This is a genomic window from Vibrio sp. Vf1514, assembly GCF_052076135.1.
GTDB classification, from domain to species: Bacteria; Pseudomonadota; Gammaproteobacteria; order Enterobacterales; family Vibrionaceae; genus Vibrio; species Vibrio furnissii.
In genome coordinates this window covers 1,194,975-1,219,997 of sequence record NZ_CP197267.1, presented here as the reverse complement: position 1 = coordinate 1,219,997, position 25,023 = coordinate 1,194,975, and the positions used below count along the sequence as shown (strand labels likewise).

Here is a 25,023-nt window from a genome sequence, read left to right as displayed (position 1 = left end):
TATGGAAGGATAGGACATCATGGCAAAACTTAACGCCTACTTTGGCGAATACGGTGGTCAATTCGTACCACAAATTCTGGTTCCGGCGCTGGATCAACTTGAACAAGCGTTTATTGATGCGCAAGACGATCCGCAATTTCGTGCGGAATTCATGACGCTACTGCAAGAGTACGCCGGTCGCCCAACAGCGCTAACGCTAACGCGCAACATCGTCAAAGGCACCAAAACCAAGCTGTACTTGAAACGTGAAGATCTGCTGCACGGCGGCGCGCACAAAACCAACCAAGTACTCGGTCAAGCGCTACTGGCGTTGCGCATGGGCAAAAGCGAAATCATCGCCGAAACAGGTGCCGGTCAACACGGCGTGGCCACCGCACTGGCGTGTGCGCTGCTCGGCCTGAAATGCCGCGTGTACATGGGCGCTAAAGACGTGGAACGTCAAAGCCCGAACGTTTTCCGAATGCGCTTGATGGGCGCGGAAGTGATTCCGGTTCATTCCGGCTCCGCAACGCTGAAAGATGCATGTAACGAAGCGCTGCGTGACTGGTCTGGCAGCTACGAAACGGCGCACTACCTGCTCGGTACAGCAGCAGGCCCTCACCCCTTCCCAACCATTGTGCGCGAATTCCAACGCATCATTGGGGAAGAAACCAAAAACCAAATTCTGGCTCGCGAAGGTCGCCTGCCTGACGCGGTCGTGGCGTGTGTTGGCGGTGGCTCGAACGCCATTGGCATGTTTGCAGACTTTATTGAAGAAGAGTCAGTGCGTTTGATTGGTGTCGAACCGGCAGGCAAAGGCATTGATACCGATATGCACGGCGCGCCACTCAAACACGGCAAAACCGGCATCTACTTCGGCATGAAATCACCGATGATGCAAGATGAGCACGGCCAGATTGAAGAGTCTTACTCCATTTCTGCCGGCCTTGATTTCCCATCCGTGGGTCCACAGCACGCACACTTGCATGCCATTGGCCGCGCAGAATACGAAAGCATTACCGATGACGAGGCGTTGGACGCGTTCCAAAAACTGGCACGCACCGAAGGGATCATTCCGGCTTTGGAATCGGCCCACGCACTGGCCCACGCGGTGAAAATGGCGTACGCCGAGCCTGAAAAAGAGCAGTTGCTGGTCGTGAACCTATCCGGTCGCGGTGACAAAGATATCTTTACCGTGCATAAGATTTTAGAAGAAAAAGGAGTGCTGTAATGGACCGCTATCAATCGCTTTTTCAGCGTCTGGCTGACAACAACCAAGGTGCCTTCGTGCCATTCGTCACCATGGGCGATCCAAACCCTGAGCAGTCTCTGCGCATCATGCAGACGTTGGTGGAAGCTGGCGCCGATGCACTGGAACTTGGCATTCCGTTCTCGGATCCATTGGCTGACGGACCAACCATTCAAGGGGCGAACCTGCGTGCGCTGAACTCAAAAACGACGCCTGACGTCTGCTTCGAGTTGATCGGCCAGATTCGCGCGCAATATCCTGATTTGCCGATCGGTTTGCTGATGTACGCCAACTTGGTTTACTCACGCGGCGTCGAAAACTTCTACCAACGCTGCCAACAGGCGGGTGTCGATTCCGTGCTGGTTGCCGATGTCCCAACCAACGAAAGTGAAGAATTCGTGGCTGCGGCGCGTAAATTTGGCATTAAGCCCATCTTCATCGCCCCGCCAACCGCCAGCGATGAAACAATGAAAGCCGTGGCCGAACTGGGTGGGGGTTACACCTACCTGCTCTCACGTGCGGGCGTAACCGGCACTGAAACGAAAGCCAACATGCCCGTTCACGCGCAGCTCGACAAGCTGACGCAATACAATGCGCCGCCATCACTGCTGGGTTTTGGGATCTCTGAACCAGCGCAAGTGAAGGAAGCCATCGCATCGGGTGCAGCGGGAGCAATTTCTGGCTCTGCCGTCGTCAAAATCATCGAATCCAACCTCGATAACTTTGACGAAATGTTAAATAAACTCGCTCAATTCACGCAAAACATGAAAGCAGCCACCCACAAATAATCATGCAATTTATGTGTTCGGTTTCTTAACTCATTTAGAAACCGAACATTTTCGCAACAATTCATTTCTTTCGTCATTCATTTATCTTCCACGAAAAATCCGCGCTTCACATTGCCAAAATCAATAGCAAACGTTTTCTTTTGGACAAAAAACCATCTTACGTCAATGAATTCGCTTTTCTACTGACAATTCACTCGATGCACATATTGCCAATTGTGAAAGTTACGTGTAAAAAGTCAGGGCAATATAATTACCCGCCGAACAACTCATGTTCAGTAAGTATCACTGGAAGTTTACATTTAATTAGCACAGAGGTTATGGAAGTGTTAAAAGAAAAGAATTTACTAAGCAACATCGGCGTACAAGTCGTGATTGCCATGATTGTTGGTACTGCCGTTGGTGCCAGCATGGGCCATGATGCAGCGATGTTCGCCCCACTTGGCGCCATCTTCATCAATTTAATTAAAATGCTCGTGATTCCACTGGTTGCCGTGGCACTGATTTCCGGTGCTGCAGGCCTCGGTGATAGCCACTCTGCCGGTAAAGTGGGTTTCGTCACGCTGGGCTACTTCGCCGTTACATCCGCGCTCGCCGTAGCGCTGGCCTTGGTGATGGGCGCTGTGTTCCAACCAGGCATGGGTATCGATGTTTCTGGTGTCGAAGGCATGTTCTCATCGGAATACGCATCAAAAGGTGAACTACCAACTTTCTGGGCGACCATCATTGGTATGATCCCAACTAACGTTTTCCAGTCCCTGAACGATGCAAACATCCTGCAAATTCTGGTGTTCTGCCTATTCCTTGGCGTTGCCATTTCGAAGCAACCTAAAGACAAACGTGATCCTGTCATCAACGGCGTCAACACCATCGTGGATTCCATGGTGTGGATGATCAACAAAGTGATGATCATTGCGCCAATCGGTGTTTTTGGTCTGATGGCAGAAGCCGTAGGCACATTCGGTTTCGGCGCCCTGATGGTGGTCTTCAAACTGTTTTTGGTGTACGTGGCAGCGATTCTGATTTTCGGTTTCGTGGCTTACCCACTGATGATCCAAATCTTCACCAAGACCTCGGCGAAGAAATTTATTATGGCGATGAAAAAGCCGCAAGCCGTGGCGCTGTCGACCGCGTCATCCATGGCTACGCTGCCGGTCACCATGGACACCGTTGAACACGAGCTGGGCGTTCGTAACTCGACTGCATCGTTTGTTCTGCCGCTGGGCGCGACTATCAACATGTCGGGCAACGCGATTTACTACGGTTTGGTGGCGATTTTCTTCGCGCAACTGTTCAACATCGACCTCAGCATGGGCGCTTACGCCGCGATCATCGTGACTGCAACGCTGGGCGCCGTGGGTCAAGCCGGTGTGCCTGGACCATCATTCCTAGTCGTTGCCGTGCTGCTGGCGGCAGGGATTCCAATTGAAGGTCTGCCACTGCTGTTCGCTCTGGACCGTATCTTTGACATGATTCGTACTGCGCTAAACATCACCGGCGATGCGGCGTGTGCTGTGATTGTCGATGCGCTGATCAAAGAAGAAGCGGCTGAGACTGAATACAACAATCAGCAAGCTTAACGCTGAATCTCATGCTCAAACCGCCCAAAGGGGCGGTTTTTTTATCGCCAATATCTGCCCCGCGTGAACAAGGCTCATCACGGGTCATGAAACGCCATCACAGCGCTCAGAATGCAACACTGCACTGGATAAATTTGTTTCAAAATATCATTTACTGTTTAGCTGACCGCCGTATTTCGTTAGACTGTCAACAAGCTATTAATTGGACGTATCCATACAATGAAACAACTGCTCGACTTCATTCCCCTGATTATTTTCTTCGCGTTATTCAAGTTCTACGATATTTACGTTGCGACTGGCGCCTTGATTGCCGCAACGGCGGTTCAAGTGGCGGTCACGTACTTCATGTTCAAGAAAGTCGAAAAAATGCAGCTCATCACATTTGCATTGGTGGCGGTGTTTGGTGGCATGACCATTTTCCTTCACGACGACAACTTCATTAAATGGAAAGTGACCATTGTGTACGTCATTTTCGCGCTGGGCTTGGCCATCAGCCACTTGATGGGTAAATCTGCGATTAAAGGCATGCTGGGGAAAGAAATCACGCTGCCAGAAGCCGTATGGGCCAAAGTGAACTGGGCATGGGTGGCGTTTTTCTCGGTCTGCGCTGTGCTCAATATCTACATTGCTTACCAGCTACCGCTCGATGTTTGGGTGAACTTCAAGGTGTTCGGCCTGCTTGCCGCAACCTTCACTTATACCCTGCTCACCGGGATCTACATTTACAAACATTTGCCGAAAGAACAAAAAAATTCCGGCGAATAAGCCCTCATCCGAGCACTCAAGGATGAACTGGTGACAGAATTATTGTTATAATTCCACCTCTTTTTTGCAGCGACCACTTTGGTCGCTGTTTTGTTTGTTGTGGATGTCAAAACATGAATCAGGACGTAAACTCACCGCGCGGCCAACTCTTGCTGCGCACGCTGGCGATGCCGGCAGATACCAACGCCAATGGCGATATCTTTGGTGGCTGGATTATGTCTCAGCTCGACTTAGCCGGTGGGATTCTGGCGAAAGAGATTTCTTGCGGCCGAATTGTGACGGTTTCCGTGTCCAGCATCACGTTTAAAAAACCGGTGAAAGTGGGTGACGTGGTGTGCTGCTATGGAGAATGTACAAAAATTGGCCGCACGTCGATGTCAATCAATCTCGAAGTGTGGGTCAAACCGATCAAAGAAGACGGCATTTTAGACCGTTTCCAAGTGTGTGAAGCCACCTTCAACTATGTCGCCATTGATGCCGACGGTCGTCCAAGACCGATCAAGCAAGGAAACTGATCACAGAAATATGCGCTTTGTGCTTTAAAAGTCGCTCTGTTTCAGTACATTAAAGCCTACACTTACCGTTACGAAATTTATAAGGATATCAATATGTGGTACGTCATCTTTTCTCAGGATGTTGAAAACTCACTTGAAAAACGCATGAGTGTTCGCCCAGCGCACCTTGAGCGCCTGCAAGCGCTGCATGATGAAGGCCGCCTGTTGACCGCCGGCCCCATGCCCGCAATTGATGCAGAGAACCCAGGCGAAGCGGGCTTCACCGGTTCAACCGTGATTGCAGAATTCGACACTCTGGAAAGTGCCCAAGCATGGGCAGATGCGGACCCTTATGTGGGCGCAGGCGTCTATGCCAACGTGATTGTTAAACCGTTCAAGAAAGTATTCTGATATGAAAAAATCATCTTTGGGTCTGGCACTGCTTTCTCTTGCAGTACTCGCGGGCTGTAGTTCCAATGGCGAGCGTGAGAAGAATCTGGAGCTATTGGCTGCCAACCGTGCCAGCATTCTGGGGACCGAACTTCCGCTGGAATATGGCCCACTCAACATTATGCGCGTGAATGCCAAAGGCAGCACGATTGAGATGATGATGGTTTACAACACCGATCATCCCGGCGCAAAACCGATTGACCAAGTGTTGCAAAGCAGCATTCATTCGTTCTGCAATAACTCGGACATTCGCGCCAACCTCGATGTGGGCATCGGCTACCGAATTAAAATGCGCAACAGCCGTGGCCAACTGATGGTGGACCAGCTGGTGACCAAAGAGAACTGCAAAAAATAACCTTGATCGGCTTTAACCGCCTTGCCTCGTTACGCAGCGGTTAAGGTAGAAAAGGAAACAGGAGGCATTGCCTCCTGTTTTGTCTTTCCCGTTTACTCACAATTTAAAACGACTAATACTCGACACAATCCGCTGGTTGACTTGCGTAATATCGCCCATACCTTGTGACGTTCGTGAACCAATGTCGTCCAATTCTGACACAATGAGATTCAACTCGTTCATGCTCTGACTGACCCCATGGGTGACACTGCTCTGCTCTTCGGCAGCAGTCGCAATCTGCGTGCTGAGATCGTTGATCTCGTTGATGAAATTGACCATGTTTTCCAAGCTTTCCGAAACATTTTTCGAGCTGCTGGCGGTGTCATGACAGCGCTGTTTGGTTTTGCCCATGGAATCGACCACCACCTGATTACCTTGTAGCAGTTTGCCAATCGCGTTTTCAATTTCTTGTGTACTGTCTTTGGTTCGGTTCGCGAGGTTGCGCACTTCATCAGCGACCACCGCAAAGCCCCGCCCCTGCTCACCCGCACGCGCCGCCTCAATCGCCGCATTCAGCGCCAATAAGTTCGTTTGCTCCGCAATTTCACTGATGACCGTCAGCACTGAATGAATGTTTTGCGTCTCGTCGCTCATGCTCTGCACGTTCGAGACCGTCGTATCCACATCTTGAATCAGCGCATCCACCGTCGCCAGCGAGCGCGCCATGATATTGCGTGATTCCACACTGGTGTGATTGGCTTGCTGAGTCAGATTTGACGTGTTCGAAGCATCTGAGGCCGTTGAACTCGCGGTCGCATTCATCTCCTCCAGCGCCGTCACAATTTGCTCGGTTTCCACCACATGATGACGCAGTTTCTCCGCGTTCAGTTGAGACAACTGCTCCACCTCCGCAACATTGGCTTGCAACGTGTCAGAAGCTTGTTTGATGTCCAGCAACATGGTTTGCAAATGGCCGATGAACTGATTCACCCCCTGCGCAATCTGCCCCAAGTCATCTTGCGATTTGACTTCCAGCCGCTGGGTTAAATCGCCGTCGCCGTTGGACAAGCTGATGATGGTCTGTTTCAACGACAAGATGGGGCGATACAGCACTTGAATCACAAAGAAGGCCACCAGCACACTGAGCACCACCGCAATCACACCAATCAAGATTGCCGAGGTTTTGGATGCAGTAAGCGCGGCGAACGCCATGGCTTTGTTTTGGTCGATGACAAAGTACCAAGTTTTATCTGCAACCGGAATTTCGTGAGAAAACAGGATTTTGTCTTCACCATTCACGCTGTAGTTTAAGGTCGCCATCGGGGTCGAGGTGATGGTATTCGCAGTGGCTTTAAACCACGCGGGCTCTTTGCTATTTTCGCCCGGTTTGAGCACGCTGTTTTTTGAGGCCGCTAGCACGGTACCGTCGTGATTGAGAATCATCGCCGACGATCCGGTCAACGCTGTCGCCTTTTCCACCAGCTTGTTCAAAAAGCCCAAGCGCATGTCCACCCCCAACATACCGTCATGGGTTTTCTGCACAATGCTGATCCAGTAGATATCCGCGGTAGCACCATCAGAATACGGATCGGTCACCGCCGGTGTCACCGCTTTACGACCATCTTGATAGTAACTCATGGTTCGAATGTCGCCGTTGAACTTGTGATTCGGCCACGCATCACTGGTCTGGTTCCAGAAGGCATCCCCGTTGGATTCAAAGCCGATGAATGAGCTGCCGGTCGCTAATGAGGTCGCCAGCAGCTCGGCAAATGCGACGTAGTCTTGCGCTGAACTGCCCGGGAAAGACTGGTTTTGGTACAGCGTACCAATGCCTTTCACCCCTTCAATTTTTTCCTGCAAAAACGTCTGCACCAATTCCGCTTTATCGGCGGTGTAGAGCGCCCCAGATTTGGTGATCATCGCGCTGATGACTTCCGATTCTTTGACGTACGACACATAGCTGGAAATGGCAACCGATGCGCCCACCAGCACCATCACCGAGATCAGTAACAGTTGTTTGAGTCCGAGTGTTTTCTTCATATGGGTACTTATCCCTCAGTCTGATGAACGGGCTAGACGACCGATGCTCCCAATTGGAGCGTCCATCCCGGCTCCCCCGCCGACGCCACCTTGGCGATGAATGAACCTATTGAGAATAGCACTCGTGTGTGACGGTAAAAGAAAATAAGGCCTCTTAATGAGACCTTATTGATAATTTTAATCGTTATTCTGCGCTCGGCTGCCATTCGTTGCGCAGCGCTTTGGCCGCCAGCACCATGTGGGTCAGTGCCGCTTCAACTTCGGGCCAGTTACGCGTTTTCAAGCCGCAATCGGGATTCACCCACAGGCGCTGTGCCGGAATTTTCTCCGCCGCTTTACGCAGCAAATCCTCAATCCATGCTTGCGCCGGAATGTTGGGCGAGTGAATGTCATACACGCCCGGGCCAATCGCGTTCGGGTAATTAAACGCTTCGAAGGCTTTCAACAATTCCATGTTTGAGCGCGACGTTTCAATGGTAATCACATCCGCATCCAACGCAGCGACTGAATCAATGATTTCGTTGAACTCGCTGTAACACATGTGGGTGTGAATTTGCGTTTCCGGGCGCGCACTGGCAGCCGAAATCTTAAACGCTTCCACAGCCCAATTGAGATAAGTTTGGTGGTCGCGTTTTTTCAGTGGCAACCCTTCACGAATCGCCGGTTCATCGATCTGAATGATGTTGATGCCCGCATCTTGCAGATCCGCCACTTCATCCCGCAGCGCCAACGCCAATTGCTGCGCGATCTGTTTGCGGGAGATATCTTCGCGTGGGAAGGTCCAGCACAGAATCGTCACCGGCCCCGTCAGCATGCCTTTCATCTGTTTTGACGTCAGCGACTGCGCATAAGTTGACCACGCCACCGTGATGGGCTGCTCGCGTTCAATATCGGCCACCACAATCGCAGGCTTCACGCAGCGTGAACCGTAACTCTGCACCCAACCAAACTGCGTGGTTTGAAACCCTGCCAGATGCTCCGCAAAGTACTCCACCATGTCGTTGCGTTCTGCTTCTCCGTGCACCAGCACATCCAGATCCAACGCTTCCTGACGTTTCACCGCATCGGCAATATGACCTTTCAGCGCGGCGGTGTATTCCGCTTGCGACAAATGTCCCTGACGATAAGCGCTGCGCTGGGTGCGAATTTCACCCGTTTGCGGAAAAGAGCCGATGGTCGTGGTCGGTAAGAAAGGCAAACCCAGCACTTCCGCTTGATGGTGCGCACGCTCAGCGTATGGCGCGCTGCGCTGTGCCCACGCCGCCGTGACCTGATTGAGCCTCGTTTGTACTTGTGGCTTATTCACGTGCGTCGCGGTTTTACGCGCTGCAATCGGCTGGCTGTAAGTATCACACGCCAGAATCGCCGCCGGATCGCCATCCAACGCGCGGCCAAGCAGTGCCACTTCTGTCACTTTTTGTTTAGCAAATGCAAACCAGCTACGCACCTCTTCCGACAGGTTTTGCTCCAATTCGAGATCAACCGGACTGTGTAGCAACGAACACGAACTTGCCACCCACAAACGCTCACCCAGCGCCGCTTTGACCGGTTCCAATGTGTGCAGCAGCGTACTTAAGTCCGCACGCCAAACGTTTCGGCCGTTAACCACCCCCGCCGATAACACCCAGTTGCTTGGCAGTTTGGCAAGCACTTCATCTAGTTGCGCTGGCGCCGCCGACAAATCAATATGCAAACCATTCACTGGCAAGTCGATGATCTTGTTTAGCGTGTCGTGCACTGAATCAAAATAGGTGGTCAGCAGCAGTTTGACATCGCCCTGAATCACTTGGTACGCCAGCTTGAACGCATCCTGCCACGGCTGTTCCAGTTCGAGCGACAGAATCGGCTCGTCGATTTGCACCCAAGTCACGCCCTGCTTGGCGAGTTTCGCCAGAATCGCCTGATACGCCGTGAGAACGCGAGGCAGCAATGTGAGGCGATCAAACCCCGCTTCAACTTCTTTGCCTAAATACAGGTAGCTCACGGGGCCAAGCAGCACAGGTTTGACATCAAAACCTGCCTTGGTCGCTTCATTGATCTCTTCAAACAGTTGCGGCCAACTGACGTCAAAGCTGTCGTCACGGCTAAATTCCGGCACGATGTAGTGATAGTTGGTATTGAACCACTTGGTCATGTCCGATGCAGCGCTGCCGCTACAACCACAATGGGTTTGCGACTGACCGCGCCCCACACGAAACAGCGTGTCCAGATCAGGAAACCCGTGACGATGGCGCTTGGGCACATGTCCCAACAACAGCGTTGTGGTCAACACATGGTCGTACCATGCAAAGTCGCCAGCGGTGGCAAAGCTCAGCCCCGCCTCTTTTTGCAACGTCCAGTTGCGCTGACGAATGTCACGACCAACGGTCTGAAGTTCTGCCTGATTGATTTCGCCGCGCCAGTATTTTTCCAACGCAAATTTCAGTTCGCGTTTTTCGCCGATACGTGGGTAGCCGAGGATGTGTGTGGTAGTCGCCATCGCTGAAGTCCTTCTGATCATGGATTAGGGCAGACATCCGTGTCTTGTGATTTATCAAGATGTCTGGATGGCTAAACTATCTCGCTCGACGGGGTTGAACTCAACGTCCAAATATTCAACTTGTTTATTAAAAATATTCATGCTGGTGGCGAGTTGGATGAGTAGAAATAAAAAAGCCGCCTGTGAAGGCGGCTTGAACATCACGATTAATATTGCGCGGCAACCGAGAACATCGCCAGCAAAATACTGCCCCATAAGGGCGCAACCAAATGGCTGTCTTGACGCGTGCTGAGCGTTCCTTTGGGGAAATTCACCACCACGCGCACGATAAAGTAGTTGTAGCAGAGCAGCAGCATGCCCAGGATAAAGTTGATGATTTCATCCGGGACTGGCATCAACAGGTAGCCAAAGGTCAGCACGAAGTTGATCAGCGTTAACCAAGCCACCCAGCGGCGTTTGTGTTTAATCATAACGTTGGATTCATCCCTTCATGGCGACGCCGTAGCGACACGTCGTTGGGTGGCTGATTCGCCGCGGCCGCACGTCGTGCCTGCTCTTTGCTGTCTTGCACTTTAGACATCGATGCTTGGTCGTTGCTCATCTCACTCGGTGTCGCCAATCCTCGGTACACGGCGCTCAGTTGACGCTGTGCGTCGGAGGTCAACAGAAAAATCTCAATGCGACGGTTCTGACCGCTTTTCGGGTTCTCTGGCAACAAAGGCGCCGACTCTGCCATGCCCGACACTTGGAAAATCTGTGCTCTCGGCACGCCGCCACTATTGAGGAAATATCGAGCCGAGTTGGCTCGGTTGGACGACAGCTCCCAGTTGGTCATACTCGTACCACGAAAGCGCGACGCATCGGTGTGGCCGGTCACAATGATCGCATTTTCCACCCGGCTAAACACGGGCGCCAGATTCAACAGCAGGTCTTGATAATACGGCGTCATCGACGAACCGCCGCGATTAAACATCGGTCCTTTATCGGAATCACTGATGATGATTTTCAGGCCTTGCGGTGTGATCTGTACATTGACACTGCCCGCGCCGTCCAATTCATTCACCTGATCTTCAATCAGGCGACTGAACAGTTCCAACTCTTGGTGTGTATCCACTTCGCCCTCAATCAACGACGCATCACGCATGCGATCAAATTCCGCATCGATGTGAGCAGTGGCGATTTGAGGCAATTTAATCGGGCTGATACTGTTGCCCAGCGCATCCACTGATAACGTGTGCGCCTGCACTTCCCCCGTTTGGAAATATTGAATCAGTTGGCTCCCTTCTTCATCGTCCATCATCGTCAATAGCCACAGGATCAAAAACAGCGCGAACATCGAAATCATCAGGTCGGCCATGGCAACTTTCCAGCCGCCACCATGCCCACCACCGTGTCCGCCACGCTTTTTCTTTTTGATAATGGTAACGCCATCCTGACTCATGATTAGCTCCGCAAACTGTCGATCACTTGCTCAAGCTCAGTGAAGGTTGGCTTGTGATGCAGCTCGATTTGACGTCGTCCCGCATTCACGCACATGTGAGGTGAAAGGTTCTGGCAGTAAGCGGAAATGATGCAGCGCACGCATTGCAGTGGCGCAATTTGTTCTTCAGCGACTTCCTGAATCGCTTGCGACAACGGGCCAAATAGACAGTAGCAGCCAAAAATACCGGTAAACGTCCCCACCAGCGCGCCAGCGATACTTTGACCAATCACGCTCACTTCCGCATCGAGATATTGCATGGTCAAAATGATGCCCATCACCGCAGCCAAGATACCGATGCCCGGCATCGCTTCTGCCATGGCGTGCATTTTTTCAGACGGTTTTTTGTACTCTTCCAGCAGCTTCTCGATCTCTTCTTCCAGCGCGGCTTCGACATCATGCGCCGACATTTTGGAGCTGATGATTTGACGGAACGAGTCGACAATAAACTTCAGCGTGTTTTCATCGCGCGTGATGGCTGGATACTTTGCAAAGATATTACTGCTTTCCGGATTCTCAACGTGCGCATCAAGCGCCTTGAGGTTTTGCATTTTCGCCACATTGATCAGCTCAAACATCAAAGACAACAAGTCCTGATAATACTGACGATCGTATGTGCTCTTACTCAGGCTGATCTTCACCTGTTGTAACATCAACTTGAGCGTGGCGGTCTTGCTAGCGATGATCATGCCGCAAATGGCACACCCAAAAATGATCGCAATTTCAGCCACGCTGATCAGCGCGCCCAATCGGCCGCCATGCAAAACAAATGACACGGCAATAATAATCAGTATGACGACAAACGAAACAATCTGTTTCATATTAATGACCACCTAAACGTGAACGTATTATTTCAATTCCTTTGTGTTTTATTCTGTGAACTTTCATTTCGCTGATCTCGAGAACCTGCGCTGTTTCTTGCGTGCTCAGACCCATCACATAAATAAAATAGAGGACTTTTTGTATACTTGGTGCTAATTGTTTCAGCTCTTTTTCGAGCATAAGGGAAATAAATTCCTTCTGAGAATCCTCTGCGTGATTCACCAACTCAAATAATTCCACATCATCCGACATGGTGAGATCGATGATCGCATTCATATACTCTTCAGAAGAGATATTTAACTGTGAACAAATATCGGCTTGTGTTGGTGAACGACCATATTTCGCCATGAATTTTCGTTCTGTGTCTTTAATTTTATTCGAGAGGCTGCGTTGCTCACGGCTTAAATAATCACGCGCGCGAAGTTCATCAATAATGGCGCCCTTCAACCGCACCGTAACTGATTTTAAGAAGTCATCGTTGATGACGTGATCAAACTTTCTCAGCTCCAAAATAAATGCCATCAAGGCGATTTGTCGCAAGTCGTCCAACGTATCCGGATCGACCACACCGCGATATTTATTGAGCGAACGCTGAATCAAATACAGGTGCGATTCTAACGCCTGCTGCTCCAACACGTTGCGTTGCGTGGCGCTGCTGATGGGCGTTTTTTGATACGCTTGTCTGGAGAGAAACATTATTGATACACCGCTTTGGTGATCAACACTTCGTTCACTCGCCACTGACGCTCGTCTTTAAACAGATCACGCAAATCTTCTTGAATGTTCCACACAAACGCTTCGTCGCGATAATACTCGATCGGTTTAACACTGAAGGTTTTGAGGATCAGGTTCTTGATTTTCGGCGTTTCTTTGCGCAGCATTTTTTCGTTTTCTTCTGCCGTGTACAGGTAGAAATCCAGCATCAGCAGGCTTTGTCGTCTGCCGGTATTGACCGGAATGATCAGCCCCTGCATGGGCACCTGAACGTTGGTTTCCGATAAGGTCGAAATGCGCTGTGCCTGAGTCAGCATCACCTGTTCAATCGAGTGCGGTTTTTCAACGCTCAACAACCCGACCACATCCACCCCCGCGTAACGCAGGCCAAACAAAATGGCTAACGTCGCGGTCACCGACGCAAAAACAGTAATTGCAGTTTTCTTCATGTTAAATTCTCGCAAGCTCGCTCAAAGTCTGTGTCACGTCTGCCTTCTCCTGCTCTTCCGATACCAGGTTAGATGCCACGATCAAGTCGTTGTTGTAGTTCAGTTCTTGATGCGGATCGTGTTGCGTGTGTTCATCAAAAATATGCACATCCACATCAATAAAGTTTTGGTTTAGCAGTTCGTCACGCAGTCGATCGGACGTCAGTTGCAACGACTCACGCGTCATGTGCGAGGACGCTTGTACCTGAATCTGCACTTTTCCCCCATCCACGCGAACCAACAGATCAATCTTGCCCAGATCGGGGGGATCCAAACGAATGGTCGCGGCGGAAGCTTTGGCGTTGTATTGAACCGCCACTTTATCGGCCACCAAGGCGCTCAGTTTCTGGCCCATTTGTTCGGCAGTGAGGTGCTTATCCACCGCAGCCTTAAACACCCAGCCGCGTGCAGCATCTTTGATCTCTGTGGGTGCAGCAGTTTGGAGCAACGTACTCATCTCCACCGTCGGAGTAGATGACTCCGCAGCTCGAACCTCCGCGCCCACCACCATCACCATCGGCATGGCTGATGCGCGTGTATGGCTCACAGACGCAGCCTGCGTTTCCAGCGGCGACAACACGCGAATCGATTCTGGGCCTAGCGCTTCAGAAGTTGACAGAGCAAGGTTCTGAACGCTGTCTTGGCGCACCGAGTCAGGCATCGTGGGGCTGGCTAAACGCTCCGTCACCGTTTCAGGGGTAGCCTGATCCGCGATGTCTGATGTCGACACCGTGTCGATCAATGGCTGAAAGCGATCTGCGCTCAGTTCACTGGCTGCGGGCTGAAAGCCCGGCGCGATCGTGGCCGACACACTCGTTTTGGCGTCCGTCGGGTTGAATTTGGAAAGTGTTATGCTGGCGTTCATAAGGTCTGATTTAACTGCGTCTTCTTGTAAGCGAGATCCCTCACTTTATTGTGTTCAGCGTCATGAAGTTGTGAATGTAAAACGGCGATATCTTTTTTGATGGTGGCCATCGCCAAGCGATGGACGGATTTCAGTTGCATCAGCAGTTTTTGATGGTTCGGATGACTGCGGTCGATGGCATGAATTTTTTCCGGCAGCAACTGAACAATTCTTTCGATCGCATCAATATTGTGGGTTGTCACGGCTTTCTGATAAATCGCAATCAACCGAGCCAGTTCGTGTTCATTCATGAGTAAGTTCTTATTGCTGAGTGAATGCTTATTGCTGATTCATCAAACCTTGCCAGCCTTCTTTGAGGTCAGCCAATGGTTGTTTTAATTCCAATAAATAACTGACATCCAGATCTTTAGAAGCCTTAAATATTTCGCGAATGCTGTATTCATATAAATTATGAATATTGTTAATCAGCTCATTGGAATTATTGAGATCCAGTGATGAATCCAGAGCGGTAAGAATATCGATCGCTTTTTGAGCCGCCAGCGACTTTTTTTCCAGATCATGGTTTTCAATCGCAAAAATCATCACATCGATTTCTTGATCCAAGCGTTCATGCAGCATGAAAATTAATTCAAAGCTGTTCGAGACAGAGGCATTTGCCTGGACTTGTACATTGCTGTACGCCATCTGTTGTTGATTACCCAGTAACATCAAATATTCCTACGAATTAAAATAACGTGTTGATTGAATCCATCGAGGCCATGATGGAGTTCAAACGAGTGTATTGCGCCAGGTAGCGTGAATAGATGACCTGGTATTTATCTTCGAGCTTGTCCAACGCCTCATTGATGCGTTTTTGTTGCAACTCAATGGTTTCTTTCTTGCGTGTCAACGAACCGTCGGCAAAGTCGGTATAGTCATTGACGGACTTTTGCAAGGTAGTGAATAGGCCGCCCTCGGCACGGAACACTTGTTCCATGTCCACACTCTTGGACGCTTCACGAAACTTGTCTTCATCGAGCTCCAATTTGCCCGATTTGTCTAAAGAGAGCCCCACGTCACTCAAGCTGACGCCGTTGTAGCTGTCCCGCATGAGGCTTTTCAGTTGCTGTTCGAGGCTCTTGAACGACGAGTCGGTGGAAAACACGCCGCGTTCACTGCTCTCACCGCTCGACTTGGTCGCCTCGGCAATCACTGACATCATGTCGTTGTAAGCGGTGACAAACTCTTTGAGCAACGTCATGGTGGCATCAGCGTCTGGCCCCACGGTGATGTTGGTGGCGATACCGCCCATTTCGTGCGCCTTTTTCAGTTCCACATCGACACCATTCACGATGTTTTCAAACGTATTAGAACTGTTCGTCAGTTGAACGCCGCTGCCGTAATCCCCCAGCCACACAATCGCGTCGGTGCCGGTTTTGATCGGGTTATCATTCGCCGTGGAAAATGCGTCGCTTAGCCCAGAGTCATCGGAGGCGGAAATCTGAAATTGGTTGTCTTGACCGGTCTCATTCGAGGTAAACAGCATCTTCATTTCGTTCCCCGAGCGCACCATGGTCGCCGTCACTCGGCCGTCCATCACGCGGTTAAAATGGCTGATGAACTCTTGATACGACACCGTGCCATCACCGTTACTTTCTGCATCCGCGAGTTGAATCGTGATGGTCTCGCCGCCATGCTGCACTTCGATACTGCCCGTGGCCGGTGAGAATTCGTCATTGACGTTCATTGCCGACGTGTTCACCACCACCTGATGGGATGACGCCAACTGTTCCACGTAGAGATCCATGTTGACGCTGCTGGCATTGCCCGACGTGGTCACGTTGACATGGTCTTCCGACGACAACGAGGTCGTGTTTTGCACAAACGATGCGCCGGGTTTGGTGAACTTGTAGATCACCGAATCCAAACTGCTCATGGACGAGGTAATTTTGCTCAGCATCGACGATTGGTTTTGAAAAATCTTCAATCGGCTGTTGTAGCGCGTTTCCGCCGGCGAGACATCGTACATCGCCATTTGAGACGCCATACTGGCTGCATCAATGTACATTTATATTCCTTACCCCATAAATCGCCGCCAGATCAGACGGTTTCACTAATACATAATATGATGAAAAAAGGGCGGGCAAACGCCCGCCCCGACTGAAGCGTTTGTAGGAATTAGCCCAACATTGACATCGCCAGCTGTGGCATCATCTTGGTTGCACTCAGCATTTGCGCGCCTGCTTGCATCAGCATTTGGTTTTTCGACATCACGCCAGACTCTTTGGCAAAGTCGGTGTCCATGATGCGACCTTTTGAGGCATCCACGTTTTCCACCATGTTGGCAAGGTTGTTGATGTTGTGCTCTAGGTTATTGATTTGTGCACCGAATGCAGAACGCGCTGCACCGAGGTCACCGATAAAGGAATCTAGACCGTCCATAATATCGCCAATATCAGTATCCAGTTTTGCCGTAGCAAAGTCAGTAATAGAGTCAGACAACGTTTCAAGGGATTCGGATACATCAACCACTAGAACATCAGTTGAACTCGAACCAATTTGGAATGTGACCTTATCGGAAAAAGACCCGCTATCTCCCAGCAACTGTTGACCACCAAAGTTGGTGCTGGTTTGCATTTTGCCCAGTTGGCCAGCCAGCGCTTCGAATTCTGACTGCATCGCAGCGATATCTTCAGCACTGTTGGTGCCGTTCGCCGCTTGCGTGGCCAAATCTTTCATGCGGTACGCCATGTTGGTCATTTCGTCCATAGAGCCTTCAGCAGTTTGCATCATCGAGATGGCGTCTTGTGAGTTACGCATACCGACTGACATGCCGCGCGATTGCGCTTCCAGACGGTTAGCAATTTGCAGGCCCGCCGCATCATCTGCTGCAGAGTTAATCCGCAGGCCGGTCGACAAGCGCTCCATCGAGGTGGTCAGCGCTTTGTTCACCGAGTTCAGGTTGTTTTGTGTCACCAGGTTGGCGTAGTTCGTGTGTAGAGAAATGGCCATAATCAAGTTCCTTGTTAGCCGCTCATTATCGTGAGCTAAAAATTAGTGTGCGATGTTCTCGCGTGTCTAATCATGCTTTACGGCAACTTGGCACATTTTATTTCACTTATTTCGAAAATATTTATAAGTCACTGTTTTTATTGTAAATAAAATCAGAATCATCTCATTCATGCCACTCAAACGATGTAGCCAATCATCACGCGATAGCAGAATCGTCTGACACGCATTCGGCCCCAAAACGCCAATGCCCCGCCCGTCATGACACCGGAAAAAACGTGTACGCCCGAGGAAGATGCGCACGAAGTTGAGCACATAAAAAAGGCGAGCCCATGCTCGCCTTGAAAAAGTGGTGTTGAGATTAACCCAGCATCGACATCGCCAGCTGTGGCATCATCTTGGTTGCACTCAGCATTTGCGCGCCCGCTTGCATCAGCATTTGGTTCTTCGACATCACGCCAGACTCTTTGGCAAAGTCGGTGTCCATGATGCGACCTTTTGAAGCATCTACGTTTTCCACCATGTTGGCAAGGTTGTTGATGTTATGCTCTAGGTTGTTGATTTGCGCACCGAATGCAGAACGCGCGGCACCCAACTCACCGATAAAAGAATCCAATGCATCCATTGCTCCCGTCGCGTTGTCCGCAATGTTCATGCCAGCAATAGGTGCAGGGTCATCATTTCCGTCAACCGCATCAGGGTCACCAGCAAACTGTATTACACTTTCTTCTAGTTTTCCGATAGCTTTAGACACATCAATCGTCAACGTATCACTTGAATTAGCACCAATCTGAAACGTAACACCTGCAGCACCGAATGCACCACCAGTACCTAATAATTGTTGACCACCAAAGTTGGTGCTGGTTTGCATTTTGCCCAGTTGGCCAGCCAGTGCGTCGAATTCTGACTGCATCGCGGCGATATCTTCAGCACTGTTGGTACCGTTTGCCGCTTGCGTGGCCAAATCTTTCATACGGTACGCCATGTTGGTCATCTCATCCATGGAGCCTTCAGCAGTTTGCATCATCGAGATGGCGTCTTGTGAATTGCGCATACCGACTGACATGCCGCGTGATTGCGCTTCCAGACGGTTAGCAATTTGCAGGCCCGCCGCATCATCCGCTGCAGAGTTAATGCGCAGACCGGTCGACAAACGCTCCATCGAGGTGGTCAGCGCTTTGTTCACTGAGTTCAGGTTGTTTTGTGTCACCAGGTTGGCGTAGTTAGTGTGTAAAGAAATTGCCATTTTAGAGTTCCTTGTTATTCGCACCCCGTCGTTATCGTCGACACCATGGTGCGAGGCTATGGGTTTCAACCATGCTTTACGGCAACACTGAAGAATTTATTTCACGGACATTGAATTTTTTTTCGTTTTTTTCTGAAAATGAGGTTGGCGTGGATACACGCCCCATCGACACCACACGCGCTCACGCCATCCGCACCAGCATTAGATAGCAAAAAGGCGAGCCCATGCTCGCCTTGAAAAAGTGGTGTTGAGATTAACCCAGCATCGACATCGCCAGCTGTGGCATCATCTTGGTTGCACTCAGCATTTGCGCGCCTGCTTGCATCAACATTTGGTTTTTCGACATCACGCCAGACTCTTTGGCAAAGTCGGTGTCCATGATGCGACCTTTTGAAGCATCTACGTTTTCCACCATGTTAGCGAGGTTGTTGATGTTGTGCTCTAGGTTGTTGATTTGCGCACCGAATGCAGAACGCGCGGCACCCAAGTCACCGATAAAGGAATCCAGTGCATCCATGGTTGTTGCTGCATTTGTACTCAGCACATCAGCAGCCTGGAAATCACCTACAGCAGTTTCAAGATCAGCAAGTTCAGTTGCAACATTCACTGTCAAGGTATCGGCTGATGAAGAACCAATTTGAAACGTAACATCACCCGCCCCAAAAGCCCCAGTAGAACCCAGAAGTTGCTTGCCACCAAAGTTGGTGCTGGTTTGCATTTTTTCTAGTTGTCCAGCTAGTGCGCTGAATTCTGACTGCATCGCGGCGATATCTTCATCGCTATTGGTGCCGTTCGCCGCTTGCGTCGCCAAATCTTTCATGCGGTACGCCATGTTGGTCATTTCGTCCATGGAGCCTTCGGCAGTTTGCATCATCGAGATGGCGTCTTGTGAGTTACGCATACCGACTGACATGCCGCGTGATTGCGCTTCCAGACGGTTAGCAATTTGCAGGCCCGCCGCATCATCCGCTGCAGAGTTAATCCGCAGACCGGTCGACAAACGCTCCATCGAGGTGGTCAGCGCTTTGTTCACTGAGTTCAGGTTGTTTTGTGTCACCAGGTTGGCGTAGTTCGTGTGTAGAGAAATGGCCATAATCAAGTTCCTTGTTGTCCACTCACATTGTGAGTCAAAATTAGTGATGCGATACGCTCGCGTCTTCAACCCTGCTTTACGACAACACAAAAACTTCCATTTCAATAATTTTAAAATTATTTATAACTCATTGTATTTAAATGCAAAATAACCCGGACATCCACACTAAAAATATGTAGTGTTTTTCCACATCGCTATCAGACTATTCCTATGCGTGATTATTCAAGTTGGCTCTAAAATAGCGCCCTCTTAATCCGGCTGATGAATCATAAGCATCACCCGGTATCACGTAACAATGAAGACCGCACGCAATGATAAAGGGTTTGAAGATATTCAATTCCAAACTGGCCATTCCAGTTGTTCTCCTGATGGTATTAGCAATGGTGATCCTGCCATTGCCCGCAATTCTGCTGGATGCCTTTTTCACCTTTAACATCATGCTCGCCATTGTGGTGCTGCTGGTCAGTAGCACGGTCAAGCGCGTGCTGGACTTCTCCGTTTTCCCGTCGCTGTTGCTGATTGCCACCTTGCTGCGTTTGACCCTCAACGTTGCATCAACACGTATCGTTCTGCTGGAAGGTCACAACGGGGGCGACGCCGCCGGTAAAGTAATTCAGTCGTTTGGTGAAGTGGTGATCGGCGGCAGCTATGTGGTCGGTATCGTGGTGTTTGTCATTCTGATGATCATCAACTTTGTCGTGATCACCAAAGGTGGCGAACGGATCTCGGAAGTGTCGGCGCGCTTTACGCTGGATGCATTGCCAGGGAAACAGATGGCGATCGATGCCGATCTCAACTCAGGCAACATCACGCAAGAACAAGCACGTACCCGCCGCAAAGAAGTGGGCGACGAGGCCGAATTCTACGGTGCGATGGACGGTGCGAGTAAGTTCGTGCGCGGCGATGCGGTCGCCGGCTTGCTGGTTTTGTTCATCAACTTAGCGGGCGGTGTGATGATCGGGATGTTTGAGCACCAATTGCCGTTTGGAGACGCATTTCAAACCTACGCGCTGCTGACCATTGGTGACGGTCTGGTTGCGCAAATTCCGTCGCTGCTGCTGGCGACCTCGGCCGCGATCATCGTGACGCGCATTAGCGACAACGACAACGACATCGCCCAAACCGTGCATCGACAAATTCTGGCCACGCCGTCAATTTTGTACATGACGTCTGCCGTGATGTTCATCATTGGTAGCGTGCCCAACATGCCACACCTCGCCTTCTACAGCTTTAGCTGTGTGGTGGGGTTTGTGGCGTGGCGCCAGAGCAAACGCGACACCACGCCAAGCGATGAAGCCGCCCCAATTGAAGCGCCGATGGAGCAAATCTCCTACAAAGATCAGCCCTTAGATTGGTCGCTGATCCCAAGCGTGGACACCATCGCACTGCGCCTTGGATTTAAGTTGGTGCCTTTGGTCACCAAACAAGAGCAAAACGCCTTGCTGAAAAGCATTCGCGGCTGTCGTAAAACCCTCAGCGAGCAAATTGGTTTTTTGATCCCCGAAGTGGTGGTCCGAGACGACTTGGCGCTGAAACCATCGGAATACGCCATTTATATTGATGGCGACGAAATCGAACGTGGCGATGTCTATCCCGACATGTTGATGGTGGTTGGCCCCGGCGTCACCGCAGCCAATATTGATGGCACCATCGGGGTGGATCCGGCCTATCGCTTGCCCGCCTTATGGGTTCACAAAGATCACAAAAGCAAAGCCATCAACATGGGCTTTCAGGTGATTGACATTCACGACGTCATTGCCACACACGTGAGCAAAGTGTGCGCCGAGCATTTGGAAGGCATTTTTAACTATGATGATGTGAAAGCGCTGAATGAACGACTGGCGTATCACCATCCGGAGCTGGCGGAGACGTTGTCGACCACCATCACCCCCAACTTACAGATGATGGTGATTCGCAAGCTCTTGGCAGAACAGGTGCCCATCATCAACGTGCGCACCATCGCCAACACCTTGATTGAAAGCGCCGACAAGATCAAAGACCCGATTTTGCTGGCTTCCAATATTCGTGTTGCGTTGAAACGCACCATTGCCGGTTTGGTCGCACCCAACTCACGCGCCATTCATGCCTTCACCATCGGCAGTAAAATGGAGCAAGAGATCAAAGCGGCGATCACGTTAACGCAGCAAAGCGATCCGAATGCGCCGCTGGATGGCATTCCGCTCGCTGCTGAGATCCTGCAAACGTTCCAGAATAAAATGCCGTCGATCATGCAGACCATGCAAACACAAGGCATGACACCGGTGTTATTGGTCACGCCGCTGGCAAGGCCCATCCTAAGCAAATTGGCGCACACCTTCGCCAAAGGATTGATTGTGTTGTCGTTCAATGAGATCCCGAACGACTACCAAATCACCCCTCTGGGTCAAATCGATTCCTGATTTTCAGGCCTCACGTCACACCGTGAGGCCTGCCTTTATGCGATTCGCACCGCTCATCCTCCCGCCCTGCCACCACCTCAAATTCAACGCAAAAAAAAGCCTAAGAGAAAACCTCTTAGGCAAAAAAACAAGCACATTCACTGTGAATGTTAGGGGATACACTTATCAGTAACATCGAATACCAATAGCGGAGGAGATGATATGCCTTGGTGTCAGGTGCAGCAACCGCTTGGCGCGACAATCAGATTTAACTGACGCCTAGAGTTCACCATGCCGAAAGCGCGAGGTTAAAACTGTTCCACTTCCCCATCACCCATCACTTTCACCGACAACAATCGGCCAGAATCGCGGCTGCGAACCCAAATGGTGTCGCCAATCAGCCCGTTGCTTTCTGCCGTCGCGACCGTCTCCAAGGTGAAGCCTGCGGTGCGGTAACGCAAGGTCACACTATGCCCCTGCAACACCACATAATTTTGCTCTAAATGGGCACTGGTGATGAGATGAGATGCGCGAATGGGACGCCGCAATTTGCTGCCGATGACCTGCTCACGCTCACGATAAACCGCGCTTTTGCTGCTGAGCGTCACCCGGCTTGGCGCCACATCCTCCCCTTGCAGGCGATGGCCTTTTTTCAACGGGCGAGTGGCCGTCAGCGCTTCAATATCAATGCTGCTCACACTGGTGGCTTTGATTTTCCACTGTGTCGGACACGATACCCACCAAGATTCCGTGCCCAGTACGTCGGGGGATTTTTTATCAGCATGGAGCGAAGTCGAGCACGGCGCAAGGTGTTGCGCGGCAGGTGCGAGGCGAATGTTGATTTTCGGGTTTTCAAACGCAGAAAACTGCCCATAAAGAGCAGTTTCGATGACAGTCGTCAGGTAGGATTCGATTTGCGTGGCCGCACTTATCGTTTGCGCGCGACTTGTGGTGAACGGCTGCAGGCTCAACACGCCCACCGCCAACGCACAGAACGCGCGATTACGCATGCACCTGAATCCTAAGTGATTCGGTTGCCTGCTGGACGATGTGTTGCTGCTGCACCATCAGTTGGGTGTGGCGCTCTGCCTTGTCTTGGCAGGCCGCAATGGCATCGTGCAATGCATCCGATGCGGCTTTGAGTTTCTCGCCGGTCGGGCCACCCACGCGATGCACCAGCTCGGCGGCATACCGGCGTTGGGTACACCCGAGCTGAACCGCCAGCGCTTTGCGTTCTTGATGCAACTGCGCAATCGCGTCACTGACGATCGCCACTTGTTGGTTGCATGCGGTCACATTGTCGTGGTCAAATTTCAGGCTGTATTGGCGAATCAAATCCAGCTGTTCTGACAACTGTCGCGCCAAACGCGCACTTTCTACCGTTTTCTGGTAGTACAGTTTAAACCGTTGTTTATTATCCATCAGTTTGAGTTCACTAACACGTTAGCCAACGCCCTCATGTCGAAGTTGATCTCGCCATTGAGCATCTGTTGACGAATGCTGGCGACATCAACCGTGCGGTTTGTCTCCAATGCCTTGAGTTTTGCACTGCCTTCTGCAATCAGCGTTTGTTCATGCGTGCTCACCGCCACTTCTGGGCTTGACGCCTGTTTCGACAGGGTCGATGGGCTGTCATTCACCGCTTTGGCTTGAGTTTGCTGAACAGAGAAGTAGGCGTTGCTGGCATCAATTTTCATTACGTTATCCTGATGTATCGGTCACTGCGACACAGTTACATTACGACGACTTTTTTAAATTCATTTCACTTTTTTATCAACGAAACGACATTTTCTCGGTTTGGGCGTACGTGTGGCGATGAATGCTGTTCATCGCGGCGCGTTGATCCTGTGCAAACAGCGTTTTGATCGTCTGTCCTAAGTCTTCGGCCGCCGAGTGGCAAAATTCAAGCATTTTCTCGGAGCGAAAACGCTGCGCATCCAACACCGCTTTGCAATGCTGATGCATGGCATTGACCCGCTCAACCACGCTCTCTATCGCACTTAGCGCATCGGCTGCATGCACATCCACCATGGTGATGCGCTCGACGGTTGCCTGTTCAGACTGTACCGCGACGGTAATTGGCACATCCTGCGGATAGCGGCCACCTTGGCCGGAGATATACGCCTGCAAATCCCACAACCGCCACTGCGCATCGGGCATCGCGACCACCAGCTTATTGTGGTCGTCCAAGCGCAGCCGCATGCGGGCAAAGCCAAACGTCAACGCAAATTGTTGAAATAGCGCGTGATCACTAGCCACGCGATCAAAGGCAAGTGGAATCATTTTGTTGTTGATGTACAGCGTGACGATCTCATTCGTCAGGCGTTCACGCACCAAATCCAACCCCGGCACCTGAAACTCAATGTCAGCGCCCGTTTCGGTGCACGGCGCAAACGACGAATCGAGAATATAGCGGCCAAACAACTGCGTGTTCACCGCCGAGGCGATGTCACGTTTGTGCACATCAATTTGGTTAAACCGCTCCGGCGTGTAGTCGCCAGCACGCACCAGATTGCGAATGCTGATCGACGCTTTCGCGATGCGCTTGAGCAGCTCGGCCGCCAACATCAAACTGCTGACCGCGCGATGCGAGTCCGCCAGTTCAGCGATAAGCCGTGGACGCTCTTTCAAGCGATTGAGCGCCTGACGCGAAAGTTGCTGCGTCAGTTGAACTGACTGCACCGACGCGGTTTTTTGTGTTTGCTCTGTGCGCGCACTGGCAACATGAGCGGCGTGCGCCCCGCGCAAGCGCCCGGCAGAACGGTCGATAGCCCCCGATTTCACGCGCGCCCCC

26 protein-coding genes are annotated in these 25,023 nt (G+C 51.0%); 8 read left to right on the top strand and 18 right to left on the bottom strand.

The genetic code is table 11. The features are described from left to right. Positions 1-19: 19 nt before the first annotated feature. The 7 genes from trpB (at position 20) to ACS18Q_RS05640 (ending at position 5,657) form a co-directional block, all read left to right on the top strand. Positions 20-1,210 (top strand): tryptophan synthase subunit beta, encoded by a 1,191-nt coding sequence (gene trpB / locus ACS18Q_RS05670; RefSeq protein WP_004726287.1) that lies wholly within the window; start codon positions 20-22, stop codon positions 1,208-1,210. Beyond that, on the top strand, positions 1,210-2,016 hold the full coding sequence (gene trpA, locus ACS18Q_RS05665) for a tryptophan synthase subunit alpha (RefSeq protein WP_004726288.1): 807 nt from the start codon (positions 1,210-1,212) through the stop codon (positions 2,014-2,016). Before trpB ends, trpA begins: the two co-directional genes overlap by 1 nt. A gap of 317 nt (positions 2,017-2,333) precedes the next feature. After that, positions 2,334-3,593, top strand: coding sequence for a dicarboxylate/amino acid:cation symporter (locus tag ACS18Q_RS05660; protein WP_004726289.1), 1,260 nt, complete (start codon positions 2,334-2,336; stop codon positions 3,591-3,593). A 219-nt stretch (positions 3,594-3,812) separates the two neighbouring features. Continuing rightward, complete coding sequence (locus tag ACS18Q_RS05655; protein WP_004726290.1) at positions 3,813-4,358, top strand: septation protein A; 546 nt, start codon at positions 3,813-3,815, stop codon at positions 4,356-4,358. A gap of 113 nt (positions 4,359-4,471) precedes the next feature. Further along, entirely contained in the window at positions 4,472-4,873 is a 402-nt protein-coding gene (gene yciA, locus ACS18Q_RS05650) for an acyl-CoA thioester hydrolase YciA (RefSeq protein ID WP_004726291.1), read from the top strand. Between the two features lie 93 nt (positions 4,874-4,966). After that, complete coding sequence (locus ACS18Q_RS05645; protein ID WP_441257508.1) at positions 4,967-5,263, top strand: YciI family protein; 297 nt, start codon at positions 4,967-4,969, stop codon at positions 5,261-5,263. A gap of 1 nt (position 5,264) precedes the next feature. Next, complete coding sequence (locus ACS18Q_RS05640; RefSeq protein WP_004726293.1) at positions 5,265-5,657, top strand: GspS/AspS pilotin family protein; 393 nt, start codon at positions 5,265-5,267, stop codon at positions 5,655-5,657. A 96-nt stretch (positions 5,658-5,753) separates the two neighbouring features. On the opposite strand, the gene ACS18Q_RS05635 is transcribed toward ACS18Q_RS05640, so the two are convergent. The 14 genes from ACS18Q_RS05635 to lafA (ACS18Q_RS05570) form a co-directional block, all read right to left on the bottom strand. Continuing rightward, positions 5,754-7,676, bottom strand: coding sequence for a methyl-accepting chemotaxis protein (locus ACS18Q_RS05635; protein ID WP_238810438.1), 1,923 nt, complete (start codon positions 7,674-7,676; stop codon positions 5,754-5,756). A gap of 184 nt (positions 7,677-7,860) precedes the next feature. Continuing rightward, complete coding sequence (metE, locus tag ACS18Q_RS05630) at positions 7,861-10,155, bottom strand: 5-methyltetrahydropteroyltriglutamate--homocysteine S-methyltransferase (protein WP_441257507.1); 2,295 nt, start codon at positions 10,153-10,155, stop codon at positions 7,861-7,863. Between the two features lie 206 nt (positions 10,156-10,361). Beyond that, positions 10,362-10,625 carry a hypothetical protein gene (locus tag ACS18Q_RS05625; RefSeq protein WP_004726296.1) on the bottom strand — a complete coding sequence of 88 codons (264 nt, stop codon included), beginning with the start codon at positions 10,623-10,625 and terminating at the stop codon, positions 10,362-10,364. Next, a complete protein-coding gene (locus ACS18Q_RS05620) occupies positions 10,622-11,596 on the bottom strand; it encodes a flagellar motor protein MotB (RefSeq protein WP_158140900.1) in 975 nt (324 codons plus the stop codon). The genes ACS18Q_RS05625 and ACS18Q_RS05620 overlap by 4 nt, the downstream gene beginning before the upstream one ends. A 2-nt stretch (positions 11,597-11,598) precedes the next feature. Next, positions 11,599-12,456, bottom strand: a complete 858-nt coding sequence (motA, locus tag ACS18Q_RS05615) for a flagellar motor stator protein MotA (RefSeq protein WP_014205296.1) — start codon at positions 12,454-12,456, stop codon at positions 11,599-11,601. Between the two features lies 1 nt (position 12,457). Next, complete coding sequence (locus ACS18Q_RS05610; protein ID WP_232281696.1) at positions 12,458-13,198, bottom strand: sigma-70 family RNA polymerase sigma factor; 741 nt, start codon at positions 13,196-13,198, stop codon at positions 12,458-12,460. Continuing rightward, positions 13,153-13,620: a flagellar basal body-associated FliL family protein gene (locus ACS18Q_RS05605; RefSeq protein ID WP_004726300.1), complete on the bottom strand. Its 468-nt coding sequence runs from the start codon at positions 13,618-13,620 to the stop codon at positions 13,153-13,155. The genes ACS18Q_RS05610 and ACS18Q_RS05605 overlap by 46 nt, the downstream gene beginning before the upstream one ends. Position 13,621: 1 nt before the next feature. Beyond that, positions 13,622-14,524: a flagellar hook-length control protein FliK gene (locus tag ACS18Q_RS05600; protein ID WP_014205297.1), complete on the bottom strand. Its 903-nt coding sequence runs from the start codon at positions 14,522-14,524 to the stop codon at positions 13,622-13,624. After that, on the bottom strand, positions 14,521-14,814 hold the full coding sequence (locus ACS18Q_RS05595) for a hypothetical protein (RefSeq protein WP_004726303.1): 294 nt from the start codon (positions 14,812-14,814) through the stop codon (positions 14,521-14,523). The genes ACS18Q_RS05600 and ACS18Q_RS05595 overlap by 4 nt, the downstream gene beginning before the upstream one ends. Positions 14,815-14,842: 28 nt before the next feature. Next, positions 14,843-15,232 carry a flagellar export chaperone FliS gene (gene fliS, locus ACS18Q_RS05590; RefSeq protein ID WP_004726304.1) on the bottom strand — a complete coding sequence of 130 codons (390 nt, stop codon included), beginning with the start codon at positions 15,230-15,232 and terminating at the stop codon, positions 14,843-14,845. Between the two features lie 16 nt (positions 15,233-15,248). Then, on the bottom strand, positions 15,249-16,571 hold the full coding sequence (fliD, locus tag ACS18Q_RS05585; RefSeq protein ID WP_206981490.1) for a flagellar filament capping protein FliD: 1,323 nt from the start codon (positions 16,569-16,571) through the stop codon (positions 15,249-15,251). A 110-nt stretch (positions 16,572-16,681) separates the two neighbouring features. Then, positions 16,682-17,515 (bottom strand): lateral flagellin LafA, encoded by an 834-nt coding sequence (lafA, locus tag ACS18Q_RS05580; RefSeq protein ID WP_392440701.1) that lies wholly within the window; start codon positions 17,513-17,515, stop codon positions 16,682-16,684. A 358-nt stretch (positions 17,516-17,873) separates the two neighbouring features. Beyond that, the gene (gene lafA, locus ACS18Q_RS05575) at positions 17,874-18,758 is read right to left on the bottom strand and encodes a lateral flagellin LafA (RefSeq protein ID WP_392440700.1); all 885 of its coding nucleotides are present in this window, start codon (positions 18,756-18,758) and stop codon (positions 17,874-17,876) included. 253 nt (positions 18,759-19,011) lie between these two features. Continuing rightward, entirely contained in the window at positions 19,012-19,851 is an 840-nt protein-coding gene (gene lafA, locus ACS18Q_RS05570; protein ID WP_441257506.1) for a lateral flagellin LafA, read from the bottom strand. A gap of 311 nt (positions 19,852-20,162) precedes the next feature. Between lafA (ACS18Q_RS05570) and ACS18Q_RS05565 the strand changes: the two genes are divergently transcribed. Further along, a complete protein-coding gene (locus ACS18Q_RS05565; protein ID WP_038151275.1) occupies positions 20,163-22,250 on the top strand; it encodes a flagellar biosynthesis protein FlhA in 2,088 nt (695 codons plus the stop codon). A 287-nt stretch (positions 22,251-22,537) separates the two neighbouring features. Here ACS18Q_RS05565 and flgA read toward each other — a convergent pair whose 3' ends face one another. The 4 genes from flgA to ACS18Q_RS05545 form a co-directional block, all read right to left on the bottom strand. Then, positions 22,538-23,239 (bottom strand): flagellar basal body P-ring formation chaperone FlgA, encoded by a 702-nt coding sequence (gene flgA, locus ACS18Q_RS05560; protein ID WP_441257505.1) that lies wholly within the window; start codon positions 23,237-23,239, stop codon positions 22,538-22,540. Beyond that, positions 23,232-23,651 carry a flagellar export chaperone FlgN gene (gene flgN / locus ACS18Q_RS05555; protein WP_014205305.1) on the bottom strand — a complete coding sequence of 140 codons (420 nt, stop codon included), beginning with the start codon at positions 23,649-23,651 and terminating at the stop codon, positions 23,232-23,234. The genes flgA and flgN overlap by 8 nt, the downstream gene beginning before the upstream one ends. Then, positions 23,651-23,926 (bottom strand): flagellar biosynthesis protein FlgM, encoded by a 276-nt coding sequence (locus ACS18Q_RS05550; protein ID WP_441257504.1) that lies wholly within the window; start codon positions 23,924-23,926, stop codon positions 23,651-23,653. The genes flgN and ACS18Q_RS05550 overlap by 1 nt, the downstream gene beginning before the upstream one ends. Positions 23,927-24,002: 76 nt before the next feature. Then, positions 24,003-25,013: a hypothetical protein gene (locus ACS18Q_RS05545; RefSeq protein WP_441257503.1), complete on the bottom strand. Its 1,011-nt coding sequence runs from the start codon at positions 25,011-25,013 to the stop codon at positions 24,003-24,005. Positions 25,014-25,023: the final 10 nt, after the last annotated feature.